Origin of the sequence: Paraburkholderia unamae, from assembly GCF_003268775.1 — a bacterium.
In the GTDB taxonomy this organism is placed as follows: Bacteria; Pseudomonadota; Gammaproteobacteria; order Burkholderiales; family Burkholderiaceae; genus Paraburkholderia; species Paraburkholderia unamae.
In genome coordinates this window covers 71,137-92,409 of record NZ_QLSU01000005.1, presented here as the reverse complement: position 1 = coordinate 92,409, position 21,273 = coordinate 71,137, and the positions used below count along the sequence as shown (strand labels likewise).

Sequence of the window (21,273 nt, the reverse complement as noted above, 5' to 3'; positions counted from 1 at the left end):
AGAGCCGGGCTTTTTTTGTCCGCCGGGCGGCGGACGAGACTTCAGCGGATTTCAGCAGACGTCAGCGTGCGCCGCTCTCGCCGAGGAAGTGACGCGCATAACGCTCGTTGATCTCCGAGAGACGGAAGAGCGTGAGGAAGTCGGCGGTATTGAAATCGGGGTCCCAGGCGGGCGCGCCGCAGATCTTCGCGCCAAGGCGCAGATAGCCCTTGATGAGCGGCGGCGGCGTGACGACGGCGCCGGTGCGCAGTTCGTCGACGGGCAGCGGGGTGTGCGGGAACGCGCGATATTCGGGCGCGGTCAGCGCATTCGCGCCGAGCGAGCAATACAGGTTTGCCGCATAGTGGCCGCCGTCGGCCATGGCGACGCTCGCGCAGCCGAGCATCGTTTCGTAGCCGTTGTGCGTCATGTAGCCGCCCAGACCGCCCCACAGCGACATGATGACCGAGCCGCTGCGATAGTCGGGGTGCACGCACGAGCGGCCCACCTCGACCATTTTCGGGCGCAGATGCGCGAGACGCGAGACGTCGAATTCGCTTTCGGCGTAGAGGCGGCCGATACGCGCGGCCTGGTGCGGCGGCAGCACGCGATAGGTGCCGACGACCTTGAGCGTGTCGAGGTCACGCACGAGCAGATGGTCGCAATAGGCGTCGAAGGCATCGACGTCGAGACCGGCGGGGCCGCTCAGGTGTGCGCCCATTTCCTCGGCGAACACACGGTAGCGCAGGCGCTGCGCCTCGCGCAGTTCCTCGTCGCTGCGAGCCCAGGCCACTTGCAGGCGATGCTGCGGGGTGACCGTCTCTTCGGCGCGCGGCAGACGCCGATTCGACTCGAACAGCGTCGAGGCGAACGGCAGGGTGGGCGTCGGCAGATCTCGCATGGGGCGTCCTGGTCGAAAGGTAAGGGAACTTTTTCGGCCAATGTAGTAAGACCCGGTTACGGTTACATGGCAACGCAATGACGATTCAATGACGTCATGTAAGGCGGGCGGTCGCGCCGGGCCGCATGCGGGCGGTCCGGCAGAGGGCGGCGGGGGGGCTCAGGCGAGGTTAGACGGGGTTAGACGAGGTGATAGGGGTTAGACGAGCTCGGGCGTGATGGCAGCGTGCAGGACGGCCTGATCGCCGCCGTTGCGCTCGCGGCTGGCGAGCCAGAGCACGCCTGCCTTCTTCACGGCCCAGCCGCGCGGGTCGGCGCCGCCCGAGAGCAGGTGCGCCGCCACTTCTCCGAGCGTGGGCTGGTGGCCGACCACGACGACCGTGGACGCAAGGCCTTCGGGCCAGCCGACGGCGCTCAGCACCTGGTCGACGCTCGCGTCCGGTGCGAGTTCGCGCACGACCCGGTACTGGTCGGTGAGCGCCTCGGCGGTCTGGATGGTGCGCGCGGCGGGGCTGGCGAGGATCAGCGTGTCGTCGGGCAGGCGCGCGCGCAGCCAGCGGGCGACGTTCTGCGCCTGCTTGCGGCCGCGCGTGGTGAGCTGGCGGGCGAGGTCGCTCGCCGCCACGTCTTCGGCTTCGGCGTGGCGCCAGAGAATGAGATGCATGGCGTCTCCTATGTCACGGGAATGGGTGCGCGCGCGGCCGGCTGCGTGCCGCGCGGCCTTTTTTGCCATGTTGCCCGCCATGGATACCTGCGGCAAGGTATGGGAAACACGGGATCGGGATCGATTTGCGTAATCTGGATTTGACGGGGGAGGCGCAGAACCGATACAATCTCTGATTCGTCGGAGCGTAGCGCAGCCTGGTAGCGCATCTGATTTGGGATCAGAGGGTCGTAGGTTCGAATCCTATCGCTCCGACCACGGAATCAAGGGGTTACACGCCATTGGCCTGTAACCCCTTTTCTTTTTCGCCTGCTTTGCTTGACCCCCAACATTGACCACCGGATAGCGTGCCGCCACTGGGCTTACGACAGATTGCGGGCCGTCACTGCGTGGAGCCGTCGGTGCGGGCCGTCGAGCTTATAAAATACGGATCGGCCACGATTCCCGTGGCGATCGCACCCTGGCAGCCATGTTACGTTTATCCGAAGTCAAACTCCCTCTCGACCACTCCGAAAGCGATCTTGATGCCGCGGTTCGCGAGCGCCTCGCGGACCTCGGCGTAGCGGCGGACGGACTCGTCCGTTACACCGTCTTCCGCCGTGCGCACGATGCGCGCAAGCGTTCGGACATCAAGCTGACCTATATCGTCGACGTCGAAGTCAAGGACGAGGCAGCCGTGCTCAAGCGGATCGCAGGCAAGCCGCATTGCGGGGTGACGCCTGACATGACGTACCGCTTCGTCGCGAAGGCGCCCGAGCACGCGACGCACCCGCGTCCGGTGGTGATCGGCATGGGGCCGTGCGGTCTGTTCGCGGGGCTGATCCTCGCGCAGATGGGGTTCCGCCCCATCATCCTCGAACGCGGCAAAGCCGTGCGCGAGCGCACCAAGGACACCTTTGGGCTGTGGCGCAAGTCCGTGCTCAACCCGGAATCCAACGTCCAGTTCGGCGAGGGCGGGGCCGGGACGTTCTCGGACGGCAAGCTGTACAGCCAGATCAAGGATCCGCACCACTATGGCCGCAAGGTGCTCGAGGAATTCGTCAAGGCGGGCGCACCGGAAGACATCCTGTATCTGAGCCGGCCGCACATCGGCACGTTCCGCCTCGTCAGCATGGTGGAAAAAATGCGTGCCACCATTCACGAACTGGGCGGCGAAGTGCGCTTCGAAACCCGGGTCGAAGACATCGAAATCGATCAGGGCAAGGTGCGCTCGCTCACGCTCTCGAACGGTGAAACGCTGCGCTGCGACCACGTCGTTCTGGCGGTCGGCCATAGCGCCCGCGACACTTTCCAGATGCTGCACGATCGCGGCGTGTTCATGGAAGCCAAGCCGTTTTCGCTGGGCTTTCGCATCGAACATCCGCAGGGACTGATCGACCGCAGCCGCTTCGGCAAGTTTGCGGGCCACAAGGAACTCGGCGCGGCCGACTACAAGGTGGTCCATCACGCCAATAACGGACGGGCGGTCTACAGCTTCTGCATGTGCCCGGGCGGCACGGTGGTCGCCGCGACCTCCGAACCCGGCCGCGTGGTCACCAATGGCATGAGCCAGTATTCGCGTGCCGAGCGCAACGCGAATGCGGGCATCGTGGTCGGCATCACGCCGGATGACTATCCGGGCGGTCCGCTGGCGGGCATCGCATTCCAGCGCAAGTGGGAAGAGCGGGCGTTCGAACTCGGCGGCGGCAATTACCAGGCACCGGGTCAACTGGTCGGTGATTTCATTGCCGGCCGGCCGTCGACATCGCTGGGCTCCGTGGTGCCGTCGTACAAGCCGGGCGTGCACCCCACCGATCTCAGCACGGCGCTGCCCGACTACGTGATCGAAGCCATCCGTGAAGCCCTTCCCCAGATCGACAAGAAGATCGCGGGCTTCGCGATGCACGATGCGGTGCTCACGGGTGTCGAGACGCGCACGTCGTCACCGCTGCGCATTCGTCGCAAGGACGATTACCAGAGCGTGAACGTCGAAGGCCTGTATCCGGCCGGCGAAGGCGCCGGGTATGCCGGCGGCATCTATTCGGCGGCCATCGACGGCATCGAAGTGGCGCAGGCGGTGGCGCTCAATCTAACGTCGGCGCACGTGTCCTGATCCTGGACAGGCGGGAAACGGCGGGCGAGATACGTCGGCGCACCCTCAGCGTGTGCGCGACTCGCCCGTCTGCGTGATCTGCAATGGATCGCAAAATGACCCTTCCCCCATTTCCCGCCTTCCTCTAATCCCATAAAATACTGTATAAATATACAGGTGGAGGCGAATCGACCTCCTTCCTGCCGATGCCCCATTTGCTTGCCGGGCAGGGCGGAGCGTTCCCATCAACCAGGCCACGACATGGCAGCAGCCCTCCAGATCACTGCGCAGCTCGCCGCGCACTTGCCCCCCCGGCTGCAAAGCCGCGTGTGGCAGGGCGACCAGCTTGCCCACGCCAGCGAGCGCGCGGTGCCGAGCGGCCACGCGCCGCTCGACGCCCAGCTTCCCGGCGCCGGCTGGCCCGCGGGCAGCCTGACCGAGCTGCTCGTGGAGCAGGGCGGCGTGGGCGAGATGCGGCTTGTCGCGCCGGCGCTGCGCGCGCTCACCGCGCAAGCCGGGCGGCACGTGCTGCTCGTCGCGCCGCCGTGGCGTCCGTACGCCTGCGCGCTCAAGGCGTGGGGGCTCGCGCTCGAACGTGTGATCTGGGTGCGCGCGGCCGAGGACGAAGCCGCCTGGGTGGCCGAGCAGGCGCTCAAGCAGGAGGGCATCGGCGCCGTGCTGCTCTGGCAGGCGAAGGCGCGCGCCGACGCGTTGCGCCGCTTGCAGGTTGCCGCCCAGGATTCGCAGGCGCTCGCGTTTCTCGTGCGGCCGCTCGCCGCTCGCAACCAGTCGTCGCCGGCGCCGCTGCGCATGACCTGCTCGCCGGTGCCGCCGCCCGCCGACGCGACGCTGAACCGGCGGCAATGGATGCAGCTCGCCGCGCTCTCCGTCGATATCTTCAAGCGCCGCGGGCCGCCGCCCGCTCAACCACTTGTCATTACATTGCCGTTGCAGGACGCGGTGCTGCCCCAGCCGGATGCAGCTTCGCTCGCCATGCCGTGGCCCGGGGTCAATCATGCTGTGGATCGCCGTCACCTTGCCGCTGTTGCCGCTGGAGGCCGTCAGACCGCTGATGCCGCCGGCGGCATCAACGTCGTTCCCATCGGCTCCGTTTGAGGCCGATGCAGAGGCCAATGCTGAGGTTGATGCGGGCGATGTCGATGGCCGCGCCGCGCCGCGCTGCTACGCGCTCGCCGACCACACGCGCATCCTGATCGCCGATCTCGACGCGCTGCGCTCGGGCGTCGAGCCCGGCAGCACGCGCTCGCATGCGCTCGCCCTCGCGCCGGGGCTCGTGCTGCTCGAACCCGACGCGGCGCACGAGACCCGTGCGTTCGAGTCGCTTGCCCTCGCGCTGCTCGCCTATACGCCCAAGGTTTCGCTCGCGCAGTCGCATACGCTGCTGCTCGAAGTCGGCTCGGGCTTGCGTCTTTTCGGCGGCGTGCGCGCGCTGCTCGCCAGGGTCGCGACGACGGTGGCCGGTTGCGGACACGTCGCGCGCATCGCCTGCGCACCCACCGCGTGGGGCGCGTGGACGCTCGCGCAGGCGCGCGCCACGCGGGCCTCGCACCGCTGGCATGTGCTCAAGGAAACGACGCTCGAACGCGTGCTCGACGCGCTGCCGGTCACGCTCGCGCCGTTCGCCGCGCAGCACGACCACGCGCTCACGCAGATCGGCTGCGCGACGCTCGGCGACTTGCGGCGGCTGCCGCGTGACGGCATCGTGCGGCGTTTCGGCGACGGCGTGCTCGGCTGGCTCGCACAGGCGCGCGGCGAGGCGCCCGATCCGCGCGTCTGGTTCGCAGCGCCCCCGTCGTTTCACGCATCGCTCGAATTGCAGGCGCGCGTGGAGAGCGCCGAGGCGCTGCTCTTCGCCGCGCGCCGGCTCGTGATGCAACTGGCCGGCTGGCTCGCGGCCCAGCACGCGGCGCTGAGCGGCTTCGAGCTGCGTCTGGAGCACGAGCTGGCCTCGCGCCACGCGCCGCGCACGTCGAGCCTCACGATCGCCTGGGCGGCGCCTTCGCGCGACGCCGAGCATCTGCTGTGGCTGCTGCGCGAGCGCCTGAACCAGACCGAGCTCGCCGCACCCGTGATCGGTCTTGCGCTCGTCGCCTCGCAGGTGAGCGAATATGCGGCGCCCACCGACACGCTCTTTCCGATGGCCGAGGCCGCCGAGGCGTCGCTCGGGCAACTCTTCGAGCGCATTGGCGCGCGGCTCGGCGAGCAGAACGTGCTGCAACTCTTCACCGAGGACGATCACCGGCCGGAGCTGGCGATGTCGGCGCGGCCTTATCGCGAGAGCGGCGCGAAGCGTGCGCGCAAGCCGCGCAAGGCAGCCAGACCGCAGGAAGCGTCCGGAGCGGACGCACCCGTGCAGAGCGTCTTCGATCTGCCGGAGGTGCCGCTGCCCACGCAGCCGCGCCCCGCGTGGCTGCTCGAAAAGCCGCTCAAGCTGGCGATGCGCGGTGACCGGCCCGTTTATCGACGGCCGCTCAAGACGATCACGCGCACCGAGCGCATCGAATCGGGCTGGTGGGACGGCGAGGGCGTCGGGCGCGACTACTATGTCGCCGCCGACGACCAGGGCCGCATGTTCTGGCTGTATCGCGAGCGCATTGGCGGACAGTGGTATCTGCAAGGGCTTTTCGGCTAGCGCTCGTTTTTCGGCTCGTTTGTCGTTTACCGGTTTCAGGAATCATGTCGAACAGCGGGACGGGCGCATCGTTGCCCGCGCAACCTTATTCGGGCACGCAGCTTCCTGACTATGCGGAGCTGCACTGCCTCACCAACTTCACCTTCCTGCACGGCGCGTCGCGCCCGGGCGAGCTGGTGGAGCAGGCGATCCGTCACGGCTACCGCGCGCTCGCGATCACCGACGAATGCTCGTTTGCGGGCGTCGTGCGGGCCTGGAGCGCGCTCAACGAGTACGACGAGGCGCGCAAAAAGGCGCACGACGAAGCCGTGCGCGAGGCCCGCGGGCACGGCGGCGAGGCGGCTGCTGCGGCCTTGGGCGCGTTCGAGCCGTCGCTGCATTTGCTGATCGGCAGCGAACTCAATCTCGTCGATGCGCAGGGCGCGCCGTTCTGCACGCTCGTCGCGCTCGCGATGAACCGCGAAGGCTACGGCAATCTGTGCGAGTTGATCACGCTGGCGCGCTCGCGTGCGACGAAGGGCAGCTATCGCTTGCATCCCGCCGATTTCACCGATCCCGCGCCGGATTTCGCGCATCTGAAACATTTGCGCGATTGCGCGCTGCTGCTCGTGCCGCAACGCACGGCCACGCTCGCGCAGACCTTGCGCGCCGCGCACTGGCTCGCGGGTTTCGCGGCGGAGCGCGCGTGGCTCGCGCTCGAACTCTGGCAAACGGGCGGCGACGACACGCAGATCGAAGTGCTGCGCCATGTTTCGCAGGAAAGCGGCCTGCCGCTCGTGGCGGCGGGCGGCGTGCTGATGCACGCGCGCTCGCGCAAGCCCTTGCAGGACACGCTGAGCGCGATCCGCATCGGCAAGCCGCTCGCCGTGTGCGGTCGCGCGCTGGAGCCGAACGCCGAGCGTCATTTGCGCTCGCGCGTGCGGCTTGGCACGATTTATCCGCGCGAGGCGCTCGACGCGACGCTCGACGTCGCGCGCCGCTGCACGTTCTCGCTCGGCGAGCTGGCTTATGAATATCCCGAGGAGCTGGTGCCGCCTGGCGAGACGCCTCAGACGTGGTTGCGCAAGCTCGTGATGCAGGGCGCGGACGAGCGCTGGCCCGACGGCCTGAACGACAAGCGCCGGGGGCAAATCGAACAGGAGCTCGCGCTCATCGAGGAGCTGAAGTACGAGAAGTACTTCCTGACCGTGCACGACATCGTCCGCTACGCGCGCGGCCAGAAGATTCTGTGCCAGGGGCGCGGCTCGGCGGCGAACTCGGTGGTCTGCTACTGCCTGATGATCACGGAAATCGATCCGGTGCAGATGAACATGCTCGTCGCGCGCTTCTTGTCCCGCGCGCGCAACGAGCCGCCCGACATCGATGTTTATCACACCCTTAAACATCCCGATTTGTCAGCGATGTCCAGTCGACGGGCGGCTTCGGGCGATACGCGGCGGTATATATACCGATAGAATTAGGAGAATCAGGACAATCAACGGGGGCAATCGTCCCGTGGAATCTGGCCGCCTGCGGGCCGGATAGCGCGTCGAGCAATCGGTTGGGGACGAGAGCACGGCCCGAAGGAAAATTCAGATCGGGCCGGGCGCGCAGTGTGCGCGGCCGAATGGCAAGGCCGCGTTTGCACCGTTACTGCTTCCGTAATGCCTAAGCGGAAAGGACCCTTCAGCGCCAGATCTTCCACCAGGCAGTGGGGCGAATGTAGGTTAACGAAAGTGTGCCGTGACGGTGGGTTTCCGTGAAATAGTCGCCGTCGAGTCGCATTTTCTCGGCGTCGAGTCGCAGCACGGAGACTCCCCTGTAGCGAGCTCCGCTCCCCGCGACGCCTTCCTTCCGCTGATTCATATAGACGTAATACAGCCGGTAGCGCGCAAAATCAGCGTTTCTCTCGGCATGGACAACCAACGTCTCGGACGTAGACTCGGCGCTCTCAAGTAGTAGTCGAAGTCCAACCAGGGTGTGCTTCACAAGGAGCTGAATCGGGATCGTTGCTTTGCCTCCCGGGCTGTCATAGGTCAGCGTTCCTTCCCAGTCACCGCCAAGATATGGAAAGATCCAATTTTGAATCTGCGGGATCCATCGCCACGCGGCGTAGCCGAGAAGCACTATTGCCGTTGCCCCGCCTGCTGACCACCGGGCAAACAGAGTCGCCGTGTGAACGAGATCTTGATTTGCGAAGAAGCCGGCTCCGGTCAACAAAAAAACGGCAAGTGCGACCAGCACAAACACAAGTCGCATAACGGACCGAAGTGGAAGAAGATGGAGCATGGTGCGAGGATTATTTAATTGATATTAGATAGAATAGATCGAATTTTTGTGGAGTTGCGCGGTCGCGCCGATCCGCAAGCGCCTGTGATCGTCTGCCTGTGTACTGGTGTGGGGCTTCCCGATGGGTGCAGCGCGATGCTACGCGATCCAAGCCCATCCGTCGGTATGCTACTGACTGATGATTTCGTCAGCCTGCGCGAGCGAGCGATCAATCTTAACGCGGCGGTGCATGATGGCGCTATCCTCGTCTGTCGCCGCGATACGGCCGACACTTATCGGATATCTGGGTGGTCGTATCGGCTTCACCCACGTGCACAGCCTATTCCTCAAGTCGTAAATCGCGGCTCGGCCTTTAACAGCTGCATGGCGATGAGTTGCGTGCAAGGCGTTGACCGAGTCTATTTGGCGACCAAGTTGGAGCTGTTTAAGTTTCGAAGCGGGAAAGTCACCCGTATTTTGTGAGGCGGAGGAGTACGGTTCGATGTCTCGATCCAGATAGCCAGGAATTTTCGTCAAGGTTTCTTTTAAAGCGTATAAAAATGCGCGACTTAAAGCGGGCATCGCAAGTATCGATGCCATCTGCATAAATCAGGCTCAGGGCGCCTAAGTGGCGTGAAACCGGGGACGCAAGATGGAACACGAGTATTCAATTGTCGGCGGCCTGAACCGTGCGAAGATCGGTCACACCATCGGGGGGCTAGCTGCCGCTATCTCGTCAGTTGTTGTCACTGCCTTCCTCGCGCTGGTCAAACTTGCCCACTCGTTGGGTATTCTGAAAGACGTCCCATCAGTGGTTCTCTGGCCGGTCACTGCCGGAGTCGTATACGGAGCGCTTTACTGGCTTTTCGACCGTAAGGTCTGGAAGCTTCCCTATCTTGCCCGACTCCTGCGCGTTCCCGATCTTAGCGGGAAATGGCAGTGTGTCGGGCAGTCTATTCAAGCAGACGGCACGCCCGGCACTCGATGGAGCGCAGACGTGGTCATCGTGCAGAGTTGGGATCGCGTTCGAATCAGGCTTAAAACTTTCCAGTCGGTGTCGAACAGCGTGACTGCTGCAATTGTGTATGACGAAGCCGATGGCTTTCGGCTTATGTATAACTACAAAAACGAACCGAACATCGGGGAAGGGCAACTTTCCGCACATAGAGGGTTTGCTGAGCTCCTATTCACTCACGATTTGAGCTCAGCTGCCGGCGAATATTTCAATGGTCACGGCCGCTTCACCTACGGAACCATGACCCTCACGAGGGGAAGCTAATATGGCGCGGACCATCAAGGATCGAATTGCTCGGCTGGATTCCCGGCGTAGCGGGATCGATCGTCTTACAGCTGTGGCGCAAGATAGCCAATTGGAGGTGTTGGCGAAGAGCCTTGTGCAGGAGGGTTATAAGAACAGGGCAAAAGAGCAGCCCTACACGGAGTACACCCTCGGCTCAATGCAAGAAGTCGATGCAAATTACACAAGGATAAGTCTCGAAGAAGCGGATCGAATCGCAAAACAGCTCACGAGCGGGTTAAATAACGAAGACATCGTTGTTGATTTTCGTATCCAGGGTTCTGTTGCCGCTAACATCCATATCCGCGGCGTGAGTGACGTCGATCTTCTTGTCTTGGACGCTGGCTTTTTCACGTACGACGCGGCTGGCCGTCAGAGCAGAGCAGGACACTACAACAGCCCGATCAGCTTCACGCCGTTGTCAGCGCTAAATACTTTGCGCACTCGTTCCGAAGCGATTTTGAAGAACAAGTTTCCTGCGGCAACCGTGGACGTCAGCGGCGCGAAGGCGATCAAGATTTCTGGCGGATCGCTGAGACGGCCGGTCGACGTTGTTCCATCTCACTGGCATAACACCGCGGCGTACCAGGAATCGTTCTCTGAGCGAGATCGTGGGGTCTACATACTTGACCGCAAGAAGCAGCAGACCATCCTGAACATGCCGTTCAAGCATATCGATGAGTTGAATCAGCGAGATGCCATGACGCTGGCAGGTCTGAAAAAATCGATTCGTCTTTGCAAGCACGTAAAGGCCGATAGTGATAGTAATCTGGTCAATGGGCTGCCCAGTTTCGATATCGCGGCAACGATGTGGCATGCAGAGATTGGTGGGCTTGCCAGCGGCTATTTTCACGAGCTCGCCATCTTGGCAGAGACACAACGCCACCTTGACTATCTAGCTAGAAATCACGAGTTTGCAAAAACGCTGTCGGTTCCCGATGGATCCAGACGAATTTTTGATAGTGCGGCGAAGCTCAATGGGCTGAATCAGCTATCGATAGAGATGGATGACCTCGCGACGCAGGTCGCGAAAGAGCAGAATTTGTTGCTTAAGATCTATCAACCAACATGGCGTGACATTCTCGAAACACTGAGGACAGTAAGTCTACCTGCCGCGTGAGGTTTGCCCTCTGATTGCGGCTGTTAAGGATTCCGTTTGTTCACTAAAAGCGGCAGTCGGATTCCTAATTGCTGATAACTCTAAAGTTCCGTTGCAAACGACCGATATGAAAATTACGTCCCGAGCGAATGGAGCGGTTTTTGAGCTACGCACACGAATTTGCAGCAGCAGTTACGCGGTCCAAAGAGTTTGGGCTGCTCGCACCCCAATTCGAACTGGAGACCACGCGTCGCTGGTTTGACGCAAATCGACTGGCACGCTTCCCTTACGTTATGCGAGACGGACTGGGAGAGCTGGGTATTGAAGATTTAATGTCGCAGTGCATGTCAATTCACTATCGCATGCGCTCCGTCGTTCAAGACTGGCTTGATTGCCCGGTGATGTACACCCTTGGCTGGATTGATGATGGCACGGCGCACGGCATGTTCAAATTCGACGATGCGTTTATCACCAAAATGTTACGGATTGGGCACAATGGCGGCACCGTGAACCTTCACGCTTGGCTCACCCTCCCGAGCATGGAAATCATCGATGTCTCGCTCGCCACGACAATGGGCATTGCCCAGAAGCGGCCTGAGATGCTTGGCCTCACGATTATCCGCCCGGCGGATGAGCTAACGGGCATGGCCTACAAGCCGATGCTTGTAGGCGACGACTTTCTTCGTAAAACCGGCTTACTGATCGAGTGGTAATTCTGCATGTTCAATTTCCTTCGTGACATGCTGTGTCCAGCTGACCCTTTGACTACCACGTGGCTGGAGAAAAACGCGACTCCTTACAAGCGAGCCGCCTTTGAACTCGACGCGAAAACGCAAGGCGTGGTCCCAATCTTTCACGTTACGGACCTGAGTTCCGCGCAAGCCATATATCTCTCGAAGACGATGTTCGGCATTGATGTGGTTAGTGCCGCGCACTTTCATCACACGCCGCAAGGTGCCGGTGCCCAGGCAATCGCAGACGGAGTTTTGCTCGGTTTCACGTGGAAAGGGAGAATCGTCAACGTCGATCTGTCGGATGACCGTTCTTCTCACAAGGATCGACGGGCCAACATTCTCTTTGATGTGCCTATCTCGGAATACAGACGGGACACGTGGGAGCTAAGGCTGTATCCTGGTACCTCAAGCGGGCTAAAACTCGAGTTTATCGAATACGCTCAGTGTGGATTTCTTTTGAGCAACCAGCGAGAAGTTTCGATTGTGCACGCCGAGTAGACGTGGCAGTTGGGTTGTCGTGCACAACACCTTGCAGAGGTGAGTTTTCTGAAAGTCGTTCGGGCTGATGAGTGTCATCGCTGAAACCGGGTCGTGAAGGTTGATATCGGGCTAATAAAACTCGTCCGTTGCACGATGCGACGGCTCCTTCTCCTTCGGACGTTGTATAAAGCCGACACCGGATTGCGTTCAACATGTCGGAGTGGCTTCGTCTTTAGACGAGAGAACTCTTATTGCTCCCGTTTCAATATTTACGAACACGTAGTGGAGTCCCGTCTTAGGCATCGGCTCATACGTTGGGGATACCGCATCGTCGTTGACAAGAAGAAGCCGGTGCGTGGCGTCTGCGTTCTTCAGCTTTTCAACCGAACTCCACCTCTTCCCGGTGAAATACGACGGAGCCACGTTGAATGCCTCACCGATGATCGTGTGACCGAGTGCACTCTCGCCCCGTATATCAAAGCCGTTCTTGTTCTCGTTACCAAACTCGACAAGATATGTGTCGATGCCAAACATTCCGGCACGAAGTAGACCAGCAACGCCACGAAGTATCACAAGGTCAGACATGATCCGGTTGGCTGCCTCGAAAAGCGTGACGTGGGGGTAAGGCCCGTGTCCCAACGCTGTTCTCTTTAGCGCAGTGAAGAGTGCTATGCCACGAAGCCCGTGGATGGATTCGCCGATCTCTGAAATCGAATTGACGAATTCGTTTGTTATCTGCTCGACGTTCCCCAACGTCAGGCTTCGTACCTGCTGTTGCATGGTCTGCTTCCTCTTTATGTTTTTCAGCCGGTAAATCGCCTGGCTAATGTCGGCATCGGGGCTGCGCGCGACTCGCGATACTTGCTATCGCTACCTTGATCGATTGCATTGCTCGATGCGCTGAGCAAATCGCCGCGGCATTTTCGGGAGATTTTAGCAAGTGGAGGAATTTCGCTCGCTATTGCAGTCCACTTCGTGTTGCGACGAATTTGCCATGCCTGCGTGCTCTTTGGTCAGTTTCGGACGAAAAATCATTCCTCGCTCGCTCAGGCATCCTTAGCCCTTCACGCGGCGGATGGCGCTCCGGATATTGCTGACTGCAGCTGTGGGCTAAGGACCTCAGCCGTTCGCTCCATGTATGGATAACGGTCGAGAGTAAGGAGGATAGACTTCACTTCAAGTGCGTCATCCTCGTTGAACACCTGTCTTGAAAGACACAACCCGACAACGCTTGTCCGCAGGCGCTTTGACCAGAGCGACGTGGTCTGCCCTCGGGTTCCGATGAATGACTTCACAGAACGGGCCCATATAAGGTTTGCCTCGTAGATGTTCACATTTCGAGTAGCGCTCTTCGCAGATCGAACAGTCCAATCGATTTGACACGAAACCTGCGCTCAAGAACGACTGCGGGGGAAATATCGTAGTTTCCAGCGTCTCTAGGTCTTTAAGGCGTTGCTCGCAGTGCGAAAGCCGGTGTGTGCGCGGGTCGCGTCTAGGCATGCAATCTGCGCCGCAACGAGCCGATTCCACGCCTCATTCGGCATATCGCGCTTCAGCAGAAGCCACATCTGCAACTCCGACCGAACTGCACCAATGGCACACTCAAACCCCAAGAAGAGGTTCGCGTGGTTCTCGCTATCCCGGCGAATTGCATCGCGCTTGACCTGCGTCGCGTTGTACATCAGCAAATCCAAGGCAAGACACTGTTCCAATTGGAGCTTGCTCGAGCGCGGGGGGGAGCGAAGGACTTCGGCCTCCTCGATACCGGCGTTGAAGTATTTGACGACTTGATCCAAGCTCATCTTCGCTGGCTGCTCGGTGCCCGTCATGATCGTTACTCCCCCTCGAGATGCTTCACAATTTCCGCGATATTGCCTAATCCTTCAGGCGGTCCGCTATAGTGGATTTTCTTGCAGGAGCCATCCTTCTTCTGAAAGATCACGTCCAGCGTGGCTTTTCCATGCTTGGCACCTTTGAAGACGTCATACAGGTAGTTTGTGATGATTCCCAAAGTGACGGATAAGAGATTGGGATCCGTCGAGAGCAGGCCGGCCGTCACAAACAGGCTCGGGCCGAACCATTCAAAGCTATACCGTTGCAAATACGGAGGCTAATGGTCTTCGTCGAAGATCTCGCCATAGGCGATTTCGTTCGCTTTCAGCAGAGTTCGTACCGTGTCGGCTTCAACTTGTTGTCGAAGCTCATCGATAGATGTCGCCGCGGCAAGGTTGTCCGGCGGTATTGCTAGGCCGTTCGGAGGAGTAACTCCAAAGCTCTTCAGCTTTTGGGATACCGAAACGTATTCCTGAAATTCAGTGGTCACTTGGATGGCCCTCTAGCATGTTTGTTTGAGTCGCCGACACAGCACGACGCCCTAACAGTTTTGGATTAAGCGTTAATTTGAGCATATTCGCGAATGAGCGTGCTTGAGTTTTCTTTGCTCATCGCTGCAACCGTGCGTCCGGCATGAAACGGTACGGCGAACGGATCGGGCAAGGGCGCTGTTTGAAGCGTGGCCACGTGATCACGCGGTTCGCGGCGCATCAGCGTGTGAGCTGACACAGTTGTTTGTTCGCTGGCGTGGAGGCCGCCGCGGCTCTTTATAAGCCCGCGTTCTTGAGAAGCGTCGACGGGGAAATGCCGAGTGCGTCGGCGATCCGAATCAGATTAAGAACGGATAGGTTGCGCTGACCGCGCTCAATGCGCCCCATGTGGCTGCGGTCAATTCCAGTCAGGTGCGCAAGTGCTTCCTGGGAAACACCAAACTCCTGTCGGTGAGCGCGAACCGTCGCGCCTATTGCGGTGAGATGTCCTGCGTCGTCCAGTTTGACCGATACCCTTTGCATCCTACGATGGTCGCGATATGATGCCGTCTTGGCCACGGCATTTACGACTCATTTGTAAGCGCAGAGTGGCTTTTTGGGATTTTTACGTATGTTTGTGGTTGAACCTGAGAATGTCCTTCCGATCCAATCTGCGGTGTACGGGGCCGACGTTTATGCAGTAGCGGAGCAGTGCACTCCGGGTGAGTTGCTGGTCCTTCGCGTGTCGCAGGTTGGCGAGCGAAGGATGCCGAGCGTAATCTGGATGGATTTGACATCCGGTGCCGGCTCGCTGGACCAGTTCGTAGATGGCGACACTGCTGTACGTGGGGCAGCAGTGGTTAATACGCGGCTTTCTCGACCAGTTGACCAGTGGAGTCTTGAGCCGCTCAGCGAGATCCGCATCGGGGCCACGGAATTCAGTGAGCGGGATAACAAGCTGTTCTCGGTGACGCAGTTCACGACGACAGCAGGGCGCAAGTTCTCCGTCCCGTATGGAATCGCTTCACGCCCGGCGCGCGGCAGGCGAGTCTGGCGCGCGAAAGAGCCTGCAGAATCCTGATGGACTCGCATCCTTGTGTCGGGGCTGGCGCGGTTGATGAGCTTGACATCCGGCCGCGTGTGCGGGGCGGCGTCGTGCTCTATCTCGATTTTGACGGGGTTCTGCATCCGGAAGATGTGTGGCGCCGCCCGGGCACTGGGCCGTATGTTGCGAGCCCTCCGGGACACACGCTCTTCGAGCATACGGAACTTCTCTCCCGGTGCCTTGAGCCGTACCCTGAGTTGCGTATCGTGCTATCCACCAGTTGGGTGCGAGTGTTTCGTAGTGTGCGCAAAGTGGCCGGACGCTTGCCGCTGGCACTACGTATGCGCGTGGTGGGCGCGACCTTCCACCGCGCGATGAATCCGGCGTGGTTCAGGTCCGTGCCGCGCGGCATGCAGGTCTGGGGCGACGTGTGCCGACGCCAGCCAGCAGCATGGATTGCGCTCGACGACGATGAGGTCAGTTGGCCGACGGTGTGTCGATCTCAACTCATCCACACCCATCCAATATTAGGTATCAGCGCGCCGGCGGTACTTGCAGAACTGGAGGCTCGCCTGGCTTGGATGCATCGGCCTGAAGCGGACCATTCGTAACGAACGTTTTATCGTCGCGGGAGGGGTTTGAAAAGCCTTGCCGCTCTCGACAGAGCACGTCAAAGTGCCGATCCCAGACACGCGTTCTGAGAAACCTAAGCGCCATTGCGGGCTCAGCTGCAATGCTTCGCTGTTGCCGCGCGCAATCCCGTTTCCGGAACACCCGACCGTGCGCGCGGCGCGAAACCCGACGGGCCGCCGGATGATTACGGCGCATCCTTCGAAGAACCTTGATGCGCGGGCGATGAGCCGCGCAAGCGCTCGTTCAGAAACTCATTCCGTCGCGGCAAGGAAGAAAGAACGATGACAGATACCAACTTTCATGGCGCGCGCAGCTGGCCGCTACCTGATGAGCGCGAGCATAGCGGATGGAGTAATCGCTATTTCATCGACATGGAGTTCACCGACTTCTCCCGATGCGAACTGATCGGTCTCGCGATCGTGGGAGAGAACGGCTATGAGTTTTACGGCGAGCGCGCTGATTTCGACTGGGCATTGCGCAGTGACTTCGCGCGCGCAACCGCTCTTCCGCAACTGGGCCGGTTCGAGACGCGCGCGATGCCGCTCGTGCTTCTGCGTGAAGCGCTACGCGAGTGGATCGGTGGCGCTCCGGAGCTTTCCGGCCCGGTGCTGTGCTATGACTATGAGACGGATCTGAACCTGTGCCGGTTTCTGCTCGGAGGTCCATTGCCGAATGGCGGGCGTGCTGAAAACATCGCCAGCCGGTGAAACCCCGCGCGGCTTGCAGCTTATTACGCCCAACACGGTGGCGAGCACCACGCGCTGCATGATGCTCGTGCCAACGCGTACCCGTCGCGTTTTCACGGAATTTGCACCGTACGAAGCGGCGACATTGCCAACTTCGAAGCGATTGGCCAATGACTGCGCAGCGTCAGATAGCACTATCGTATAGGGCGTGTTTCCGAGTATCTGATATTGCGGGTCGCGTGACTTTATTAGACTGTTTCCGACATCTCTTCACGCCATGATTTCGGAGCACGCTATGGATCGCACTTTGCACGCTATGTCGGTGTTTAGCCACGTCGCACGTACAGGTAGCTTTACAGCCGCAGCAGAAACTCTCGGGATCAGTGCGGCGTCCGCCAGTACGCTCATACGGCAGCTGGAAGGGCATCTCGGCGTGACCCTGCTCCAGCGCTCGACGCGTTGCGTACGCACGACGACCGAAGGCGGTGAGTATCAGGAACACTGTGAGCGAATTCTGGGCGAGATCGAAGAGATGGCGCAGCACCTCAACGGAGCCGGAAAGGTCGCACGGGGGCGGCTAGCGGTTGACGTTGATCAGGAAGTTGCCGACAGTATCCTGCCTCTCATGCCCACATTCCGATCGGCCTATCCAGAGGTCGGGCTGCGGGTGGATGTTGGCGGTGAAGCAGAGGGTTTGATTGCGAATGGAGTCGATTGTGCAGTAGTGGTCGGGAATCTTTCCGATTCGTCGCTGCGTAGCCGGCGAGTGGGGGAGTTTCGTGCCATAACGGTCGCGAGTCCAGCATACCTGGCTACGGTCCCGTTTCCGGCCCAACCTGAGGATCTTCAGCACCTCGAGGTTATCCACTACAGCCCTCGTCGCTTCGGCCCTGCCCGCGAGTTTCGATACTCGCTAGACGGCGCTGAAACCAGAATCCGGTTGTCCGAGAAGATATCGGTTGCGGATGCGCGCTCAGCTGTGAGGTATGCCGTGGAGGGCTTCGGAATCGCGCAAGTTTGCGAGAGGATGGTCGCAGAGGATCTCGCGGCGGGCCGACTTGTAAGCATTCTCGATGACTATGCCCCATCGCCGTTGCCCATTTCAGTGCTGTATGCCGACAGGCGACAAGTCCCGATGTCGATTCGCGCGTTCATTGACTGGATCCAGGGAAAGCTTCAACAGCGACCGGAAGCTGACGCGCGTGTCGCGTCCGTAGTGGACGCATCGGGTATGGGCAGCCGTACTGGGGCGCAAAAGGGCACCTTGTCCCACTACGAGTTCCGTCGAGAGCACGGGAGCGCGTCAGCACGTTCGTCGCGAATTCTTGAGCCTGGCGCATTGCCCAAACCTGACTCGCAGCATAGGTGTGCCTATACACAAGTATAGTTTTCGCACGCACGTCGGGGGCATAGGATCGCGCTCGGGCCTCGACCTTGCACGCGCTCATGTTTGATACCCAATGGACTATTGGTCAAGGACCGTGTTGTATGCCTAACTCAGGTGTTGTTTCGATTGTCGACGATGACCGATCATTGCGTAACGCAATGAGAAGCTTGCTCAGATCGTTGGGGTGGGAGGTGCGGGTCTACGAATCCGGAGAGGCATTTCTGAACGCCAACATGGTCGTGGACGTTGCTTGCATTGTTTCAGATGTGCAAATGGGGGGCATTACGGGGCTGGAGATGTATGAAATCCTACTCCAGCGCGGTCCCGCCCCACCCATCATCTTCATAACGGCGTTTCCATCCGAGGCGACGTTTAGACAGGCCCAAAAACTCGGCGCGATCTGCGTGTTCAGCAAGCCGATAGACCCAGCCAAGATTCAACAGCGTTTGGACGAACTCGTTTTGGACGACCACTGATGAATTGATGAACCAATTCGCCCTATTACCAGGTTAGCCTATGGATGATGATCGTCAGCGGAGCCGTCAGCGCACACTGCAAGCCGATGCTAATAAAACGCAGTCCAACTGTGCCGATGATGGTCGCGTCAAGTCCGTGAGCGAAACTGAGCGAGCGGTGATGAAACGGCAGCGGTTGATTCATTCCATCGCAATCGTGCTAGGAGTCTTGGTGTTTGCGACCGACGTGATGACGCCCGTTAATGTCGCGGTCGCCGTCCTGTATGTGGTCGTTGTATTGTTGGTTGCATCGGTGGCTTCACAGTTGTTGACGGTCGCTGCGGCTTGGACATGCGTCTCGCTCACGGTACTTGGGTTTCTGCTGGCGCAAAGCGACCAAACCTCGCCAGCATCGCTCGCGCGGTGTGTGGTCAGTGTGCTTGCGATCATCACAGTGTCAGCTCTCGCGCTGCGCAATCAAAGCAGCAAGGGTACGTTGCAAAAGCAGATTGATCTTTTGAACCTCACTCATGATGCGATCGTCGCCTGTGACCTTGACGGTCGCATTGCATTCTGGAGTCAAGGTGCGCAGCGCCTGTATGGGTGGCATGAAACGGAAGTGTTGGGAAAGGATATCCATGAGCTGACACAGACCGACGCTGCGCTTCCAATTGCGGAACTCATGAAGGGCGCTCTGGAAAGTAGTGGCTGGAAAGGTGAGCTAACCAGGAGAGCGAGAGATGGACGCTCCGTCGTGGTATCGAGCCGCTGGAACGTATCGCGTGACAAATGGGGGCAACCTGTTGCGATACTCTCAACGGACAGCGACATTACTCAGGCAAAGTCTCTTGATAGTGAATTGAGGCATCAGAAGGAAGAGCTCGCTTCGATAGTCGATGCGATTCCTGCAATGGTCTGGAGTGCGTCCGATGCCGGCCGGCTTTTTTATCGCAATCAGCGATGGACCGACTGTGGCGTGGACGTCGGTGATGGCGGGACTGCATGGCGCGACATTTTGCATCCGGAAGATTTCGACGCCTTCGAGATCGAGTGGCGAAATGCGCTGGCGACTGGTGCGAGTTTCGAGGTCAGCGCGAGGGTGCAGCTCATTAGCGGTGAGTATCGCTACATGATTATTGGCGCGGCGCCGCTGCGAGATGCCGCTGGGCGGATTCTGAGATGGTACGGCGTAAACACGGATATCGAAGAGCGTCGTCGCGCCGAACTCGCCTTGGAGAAATCTAGAGCCGAACTAGCCCACGTTACACGCATCACAATGCTTGGGGAGTTGGCTGCGTCCATCGCCCATGAGGTTACGCAGCCGCTGGCCGCAATCGTTACCGCAGGCGAAGCAGGCCTGCGATGGCTGAATCGCGAGGTGCCCGATCTCGAAGAGGTGCGCTATGGCATAGAGCAGATGACTCACGACGCGAGGCGCGCGACGGAAATTATTCGACAGATCAGGAGCATGGCAAAACGGCGCGACCCGGACGCCGTCGTACTTGATCTCAACGCAGTGGTTGAACAATCCGTCGGTCTTGTACGTCGTGAACTTCAGAGCCACAGCATCGAGGTGTCTCAATCGTACGCGACAGCGTTGCCTGTCCGCGGAGATCGCGTGCAGCTGCAGCAGGTCATTATCAATCTCCTGATGAACGCGATTCAGGCGATGTCCAATGTGGCCAGCAGCGAGCGACGGCTGGTCGTGTCAACACAGTTGCTGGATGATTGCATGGCTCAGGTAAGTATTGAGGACTCGGGCCATGGAATTCCTGACGAACATGCCGCGTCGTTGTTTGCGCCGTTCTTTACGACAAAGAAAGAAGGGATGGGAATGGGGCTTTCGATTTGTCGCTCGATTGTTGAGACTCATAGAGGTCGAATCTGGGCCCTATCACATGAAGGACGAGGTGCTTTGATGCAGTTCGTACTACCCCTGCAAGAGGAGGCGGACAAATGATCCAGCGTACAGATTACAGTGCAGGGAGCACGATCGTTTATGTGGTTGACGACGACGATTCCATTCGGGCCGCACTTGCAATGCTGTTCCGATCTGTCGGTCAGAGGGTAGAACTCTTTGCGTCAACGCAAGAGTTTTTGGACTTCGAACGCCCTGATGTGCCGAGCTGCCTGATTCTTGATGTTCGACTCAAAGGGCAAAGCGGGCTTGCCCTACAGGAGCAGATAATCGCTGCTGACGTCGAGCTGCCAATCATTTTCATAACGGCTCACGGCGATATAGCGATGTCAGTAAAGGCGATGAAAAACGGCGCTTTTGATTTCCTCGCGAAGCCATTCCGTGACCAGGACATGCTGGACGCCATACAAAGCGCATTGTTGAGAAACGAGGCAATGCGTAAATCTCATAGCAGAACGGCAGATATTCTACGTCGCTACCAAACGCTCACGCCCCGTGAACAAGAGGTCATGAAATACGTGGTCTGTGGACTATTGAACAAGCAGATCGCAGCCGAGATGGGATTAAGCGAGATCACGGTAAAGATTCATCGTGGTCAAGCCATGCGAAAAATGGAAGCGCGCTCTCTTCCTGAACTCGTGCTTAGTGCGAATGCCCTTGGGCTACATCCCCGGGAGGAATAGTCGGGCACCTTCGTTGTGGAGTCATAGCAGGGAGCTGGT

The 21,273-nt window shown here is 59.9% G+C and carries 23 protein-coding genes, 1 tRNA gene and 1 pseudogene; 16 read left to right on the top strand and 9 right to left on the bottom strand.

Annotation, left to right across the window (positions count from 1 at the left end; translation table 11 throughout):
- Positions 1-61: 61 nt before the first annotated feature.
- Together C7401_RS09870 and sixA are read right to left on the bottom strand one after the other, a co-directional pair.
- Complete coding sequence (locus C7401_RS09870; RefSeq protein WP_112171208.1) at positions 62-880, bottom strand: GNAT family N-acetyltransferase; 819 nt, start codon at positions 878-880, stop codon at positions 62-64.
- A gap of 198 nt (positions 881-1,078) precedes the next feature.
- Positions 1,079-1,543 (bottom strand): phosphohistidine phosphatase SixA, encoded by a 465-nt coding sequence (gene sixA, locus C7401_RS09865; RefSeq protein WP_112171207.1) that lies wholly within the window; start codon positions 1,541-1,543, stop codon positions 1,079-1,081.
- Positions 1,544-1,724: 181 nt separating this feature from the next.
- Between sixA and C7401_RS09860 the strand changes: the two genes are divergently transcribed.
- The 5 genes and pseudogenes from C7401_RS09860 to C7401_RS09840 all read left to right on the top strand — a co-directional run.
- Positions 1,725-1,801: transfer RNA gene (locus C7401_RS09860), tRNA-Pro, on the top strand.
- Between the two features lie 211 nt (positions 1,802-2,012).
- Positions 2,013-3,635: an NAD(P)/FAD-dependent oxidoreductase gene (locus tag C7401_RS09855; protein ID WP_112171206.1), complete on the top strand. Its 1,623-nt coding sequence runs from the start codon at positions 2,013-2,015 to the stop codon at positions 3,633-3,635.
- Positions 3,636-3,875: 240 nt separating this feature from the next.
- The gene (imuA, locus tag C7401_RS09850; protein ID WP_112171205.1) at positions 3,876-4,730 is read left to right on the top strand and encodes a translesion DNA synthesis-associated protein ImuA; all 855 of its coding nucleotides are present in this window, start codon (positions 3,876-3,878) and stop codon (positions 4,728-4,730) included.
- The gene (locus tag C7401_RS09845; protein WP_112171204.1) at positions 4,630-6,267 is read left to right on the top strand and encodes a Y-family DNA polymerase; all 1,638 of its coding nucleotides are present in this window, start codon (positions 4,630-4,632) and stop codon (positions 6,265-6,267) included. The genes imuA and C7401_RS09845 overlap by 101 nt, the downstream gene beginning before the upstream one ends.
- 44 nt (positions 6,268-6,311) lie before the next feature.
- Positions 6,312-7,634, top strand: a pseudogene (locus C7401_RS09840) (PHP domain-containing protein); the annotation flags it as partial.
- 298 nt (positions 7,635-7,932) lie between these two features.
- On the opposite strand, the gene C7401_RS09835 reads toward C7401_RS09840, so the two are convergent.
- Positions 7,933-8,535 (bottom strand): Cap15 family cyclic dinucleotide receptor domain-containing protein, encoded by a 603-nt coding sequence (locus C7401_RS09835; RefSeq protein WP_146757899.1) that lies wholly within the window; start codon positions 8,533-8,535, stop codon positions 7,933-7,935.
- A gap of 168 nt (positions 8,536-8,703) precedes the next feature.
- Complete coding sequence (locus C7401_RS44320) at positions 8,704-9,120, bottom strand: hypothetical protein (RefSeq protein ID WP_146757898.1); 417 nt, start codon at positions 9,118-9,120, stop codon at positions 8,704-8,706.
- Between the two features lie 46 nt (positions 9,121-9,166).
- Here C7401_RS44320 and C7401_RS09830 point away from each other — a divergent pair, with 46 nt between their 5' ends.
- From C7401_RS09830 to C7401_RS09815, 4 genes are all read left to right on the top strand, one after another.
- Positions 9,167-9,793 carry a Cap15 family cyclic dinucleotide receptor domain-containing protein gene (locus C7401_RS09830; RefSeq protein WP_112171201.1) on the top strand — a complete coding sequence of 209 codons (627 nt, stop codon included), beginning with the start codon at positions 9,167-9,169 and terminating at the stop codon, positions 9,791-9,793.
- A 1-nt stretch (position 9,794) separates the two neighbouring features.
- The gene (locus C7401_RS09825) at positions 9,795-10,931 is read left to right on the top strand and encodes a nucleotidyltransferase family protein (RefSeq protein WP_112171200.1); all 1,137 of its coding nucleotides are present in this window, start codon (positions 9,795-9,797) and stop codon (positions 10,929-10,931) included.
- Between the two features lie 140 nt (positions 10,932-11,071).
- Positions 11,072-11,623, top strand: a complete 552-nt coding sequence (locus tag C7401_RS09820) for a hypothetical protein (RefSeq protein ID WP_165841893.1) — start codon at positions 11,072-11,074, stop codon at positions 11,621-11,623.
- Positions 11,624-11,629: 6 nt separating this feature from the next.
- Positions 11,630-12,142 (top strand): hypothetical protein, encoded by a 513-nt coding sequence (locus C7401_RS09815; RefSeq protein ID WP_112171199.1) that lies wholly within the window; start codon positions 11,630-11,632, stop codon positions 12,140-12,142.
- A gap of 189 nt (positions 12,143-12,331) precedes the next feature.
- Here the strand turns inward: C7401_RS09815 and C7401_RS09810 are convergent, their stop codons facing one another.
- The 5 genes from C7401_RS09810 to C7401_RS09795 form a co-directional block, all read right to left on the bottom strand.
- On the bottom strand, positions 12,332-12,904 hold the full coding sequence (locus C7401_RS09810; protein WP_112171198.1) for a hypothetical protein: 573 nt from the start codon (positions 12,902-12,904) through the stop codon (positions 12,332-12,334).
- 656 nt (positions 12,905-13,560) lie between these two features.
- The gene (locus tag C7401_RS09805; protein WP_112171197.1) at positions 13,561-13,953 is read right to left on the bottom strand and encodes a hypothetical protein; all 393 of its coding nucleotides are present in this window, start codon (positions 13,951-13,953) and stop codon (positions 13,561-13,563) included.
- Positions 13,954-13,958: 5 nt separating this feature from the next.
- Entirely contained in the window at positions 13,959-14,183 is a 225-nt protein-coding gene (locus C7401_RS09800) for a hypothetical protein (protein WP_146757897.1), read from the bottom strand.
- Between the two features lie 51 nt (positions 14,184-14,234).
- Positions 14,235-14,447 (bottom strand): hypothetical protein, encoded by a 213-nt coding sequence (locus tag C7401_RS44315; protein WP_133254491.1) that lies wholly within the window; start codon positions 14,445-14,447, stop codon positions 14,235-14,237.
- Positions 14,448-14,724: 277 nt separating this feature from the next.
- Complete coding sequence (locus tag C7401_RS09795; RefSeq protein ID WP_112171195.1) at positions 14,725-14,970, bottom strand: helix-turn-helix domain-containing protein; 246 nt, start codon at positions 14,968-14,970, stop codon at positions 14,725-14,727.
- A 241-nt stretch (positions 14,971-15,211) separates the two neighbouring features.
- Here C7401_RS09795 and C7401_RS09790 point away from each other — a divergent pair, with 241 nt between their 5' ends.
- The 7 genes from C7401_RS09790 (at position 15,212) to C7401_RS09760 (ending at position 21,234) form a co-directional block, all read left to right on the top strand.
- Entirely contained in the window at positions 15,212-15,508 is a 297-nt protein-coding gene (locus C7401_RS09790) for a hypothetical protein (RefSeq protein WP_244314851.1), read from the top strand.
- Entirely contained in the window at positions 15,508-16,083 is a 576-nt protein-coding gene (locus tag C7401_RS09785; protein ID WP_165841891.1) for an HAD domain-containing protein, read from the top strand. Before C7401_RS09790 ends, C7401_RS09785 begins: the two co-directional genes overlap by 1 nt.
- A 303-nt stretch (positions 16,084-16,386) precedes the next feature.
- Positions 16,387-16,812, top strand: coding sequence for a hypothetical protein (locus tag C7401_RS09780; RefSeq protein WP_258396962.1), 426 nt, complete (start codon positions 16,387-16,389; stop codon positions 16,810-16,812).
- A gap of 274 nt (positions 16,813-17,086) precedes the next feature.
- On the top strand, positions 17,087-18,178 hold the full coding sequence (locus C7401_RS09775; protein WP_112171193.1) for a LysR family transcriptional regulator: 1,092 nt from the start codon (positions 17,087-17,089) through the stop codon (positions 18,176-18,178).
- A 101-nt stretch (positions 18,179-18,279) separates the two neighbouring features.
- Positions 18,280-18,654 carry a response regulator transcription factor gene (locus C7401_RS09770; protein WP_112171192.1) on the top strand — a complete coding sequence of 125 codons (375 nt, stop codon included), beginning with the start codon at positions 18,280-18,282 and terminating at the stop codon, positions 18,652-18,654.
- 40 nt (positions 18,655-18,694) lie between these two features.
- The gene (locus C7401_RS09765) at positions 18,695-20,593 is read left to right on the top strand and encodes a PAS domain-containing sensor histidine kinase (RefSeq protein WP_112171191.1); all 1,899 of its coding nucleotides are present in this window, start codon (positions 18,695-18,697) and stop codon (positions 20,591-20,593) included.
- Positions 20,590-21,234 carry a response regulator transcription factor gene (locus C7401_RS09760; protein ID WP_112171190.1) on the top strand — a complete coding sequence of 215 codons (645 nt, stop codon included), beginning with the start codon at positions 20,590-20,592 and terminating at the stop codon, positions 21,232-21,234. Before C7401_RS09765 ends, C7401_RS09760 begins: the two co-directional genes overlap by 4 nt.
- Positions 21,235-21,273 lie beyond the last annotated feature (39 nt).

Coding starts and splice junctions, on each gene's coding strand:
- C7401_RS09795 (WP_112171195.1), bottom strand. CDS start 14,970: ATGCAAAGGGTATCGGTCAAACTGGACGACGCAGGACATCTCACCGCA.
- C7401_RS09835 (WP_146757899.1), bottom strand. CDS start 8,535: ATGCTCCATCTTCTTCCACTTCGGTCCGTTATGCGACTTGTGTTTGTG.
- C7401_RS09765 (WP_112171191.1), top strand. CDS start 18,695: ATGGATGATGATCGTCAGCGGAGCCGTCAGCGCACACTGCAAGCCGAT.
- C7401_RS09805 (WP_112171197.1), bottom strand. CDS start 13,953: ATGACGGGCACCGAGCAGCCAGCGAAGATGAGCTTGGATCAAGTCGTC.
- C7401_RS09870 (WP_112171208.1), bottom strand. CDS start 880: ATGCGAGATCTGCCGACGCCCACCCTGCCGTTCGCCTCGACGCTGTTC.
- C7401_RS09770 (WP_112171192.1), top strand. CDS start 18,280: ATGCCTAACTCAGGTGTTGTTTCGATTGTCGACGATGACCGATCATTG.
- C7401_RS09815 (WP_112171199.1), top strand. CDS start 11,630: ATGTTCAATTTCCTTCGTGACATGCTGTGTCCAGCTGACCCTTTGACT.
- imuA (WP_112171205.1), top strand. CDS start 3,876: ATGGCAGCAGCCCTCCAGATCACTGCGCAGCTCGCCGCGCACTTGCCC.
- C7401_RS09790 (WP_244314851.1), top strand. CDS start 15,212: ATGGATTTGACATCCGGTGCCGGCTCGCTGGACCAGTTCGTAGATGGC.
- C7401_RS09825 (WP_112171200.1), top strand. CDS start 9,795: ATGGCGCGGACCATCAAGGATCGAATTGCTCGGCTGGATTCCCGGCGT.
- C7401_RS09845 (WP_112171204.1), top strand. CDS start 4,630: ATGCTGTGGATCGCCGTCACCTTGCCGCTGTTGCCGCTGGAGGCCGTC.
- C7401_RS09785 (WP_165841891.1), top strand. CDS start 15,508: ATGGACTCGCATCCTTGTGTCGGGGCTGGCGCGGTTGATGAGCTTGAC.
- sixA (WP_112171207.1), bottom strand. CDS start 1,543: ATGCATCTCATTCTCTGGCGCCACGCCGAAGCCGAAGACGTGGCGGCG.
- C7401_RS09855 (WP_112171206.1), top strand. CDS start 2,013: ATGTTACGTTTATCCGAAGTCAAACTCCCTCTCGACCACTCCGAAAGC.
- C7401_RS09810 (WP_112171198.1), bottom strand. CDS start 12,904: ATGCAACAGCAGGTACGAAGCCTGACGTTGGGGAACGTCGAGCAGATA.
- C7401_RS09830 (WP_112171201.1), top strand. CDS start 9,167: ATGGAACACGAGTATTCAATTGTCGGCGGCCTGAACCGTGCGAAGATC.
- C7401_RS09775 (WP_112171193.1), top strand. CDS start 17,087: ATGGATCGCACTTTGCACGCTATGTCGGTGTTTAGCCACGTCGCACGT.
- C7401_RS09760 (WP_112171190.1), top strand. CDS start 20,590: ATGATCCAGCGTACAGATTACAGTGCAGGGAGCACGATCGTTTATGTG.
- C7401_RS44320 (WP_146757898.1), bottom strand. CDS start 9,120: ATGCAGATGGCATCGATACTTGCGATGCCCGCTTTAAGTCGCGCATTT.
- C7401_RS09780 (WP_258396962.1), top strand. CDS start 16,387: ATGACAGATACCAACTTTCATGGCGCGCGCAGCTGGCCGCTACCTGAT.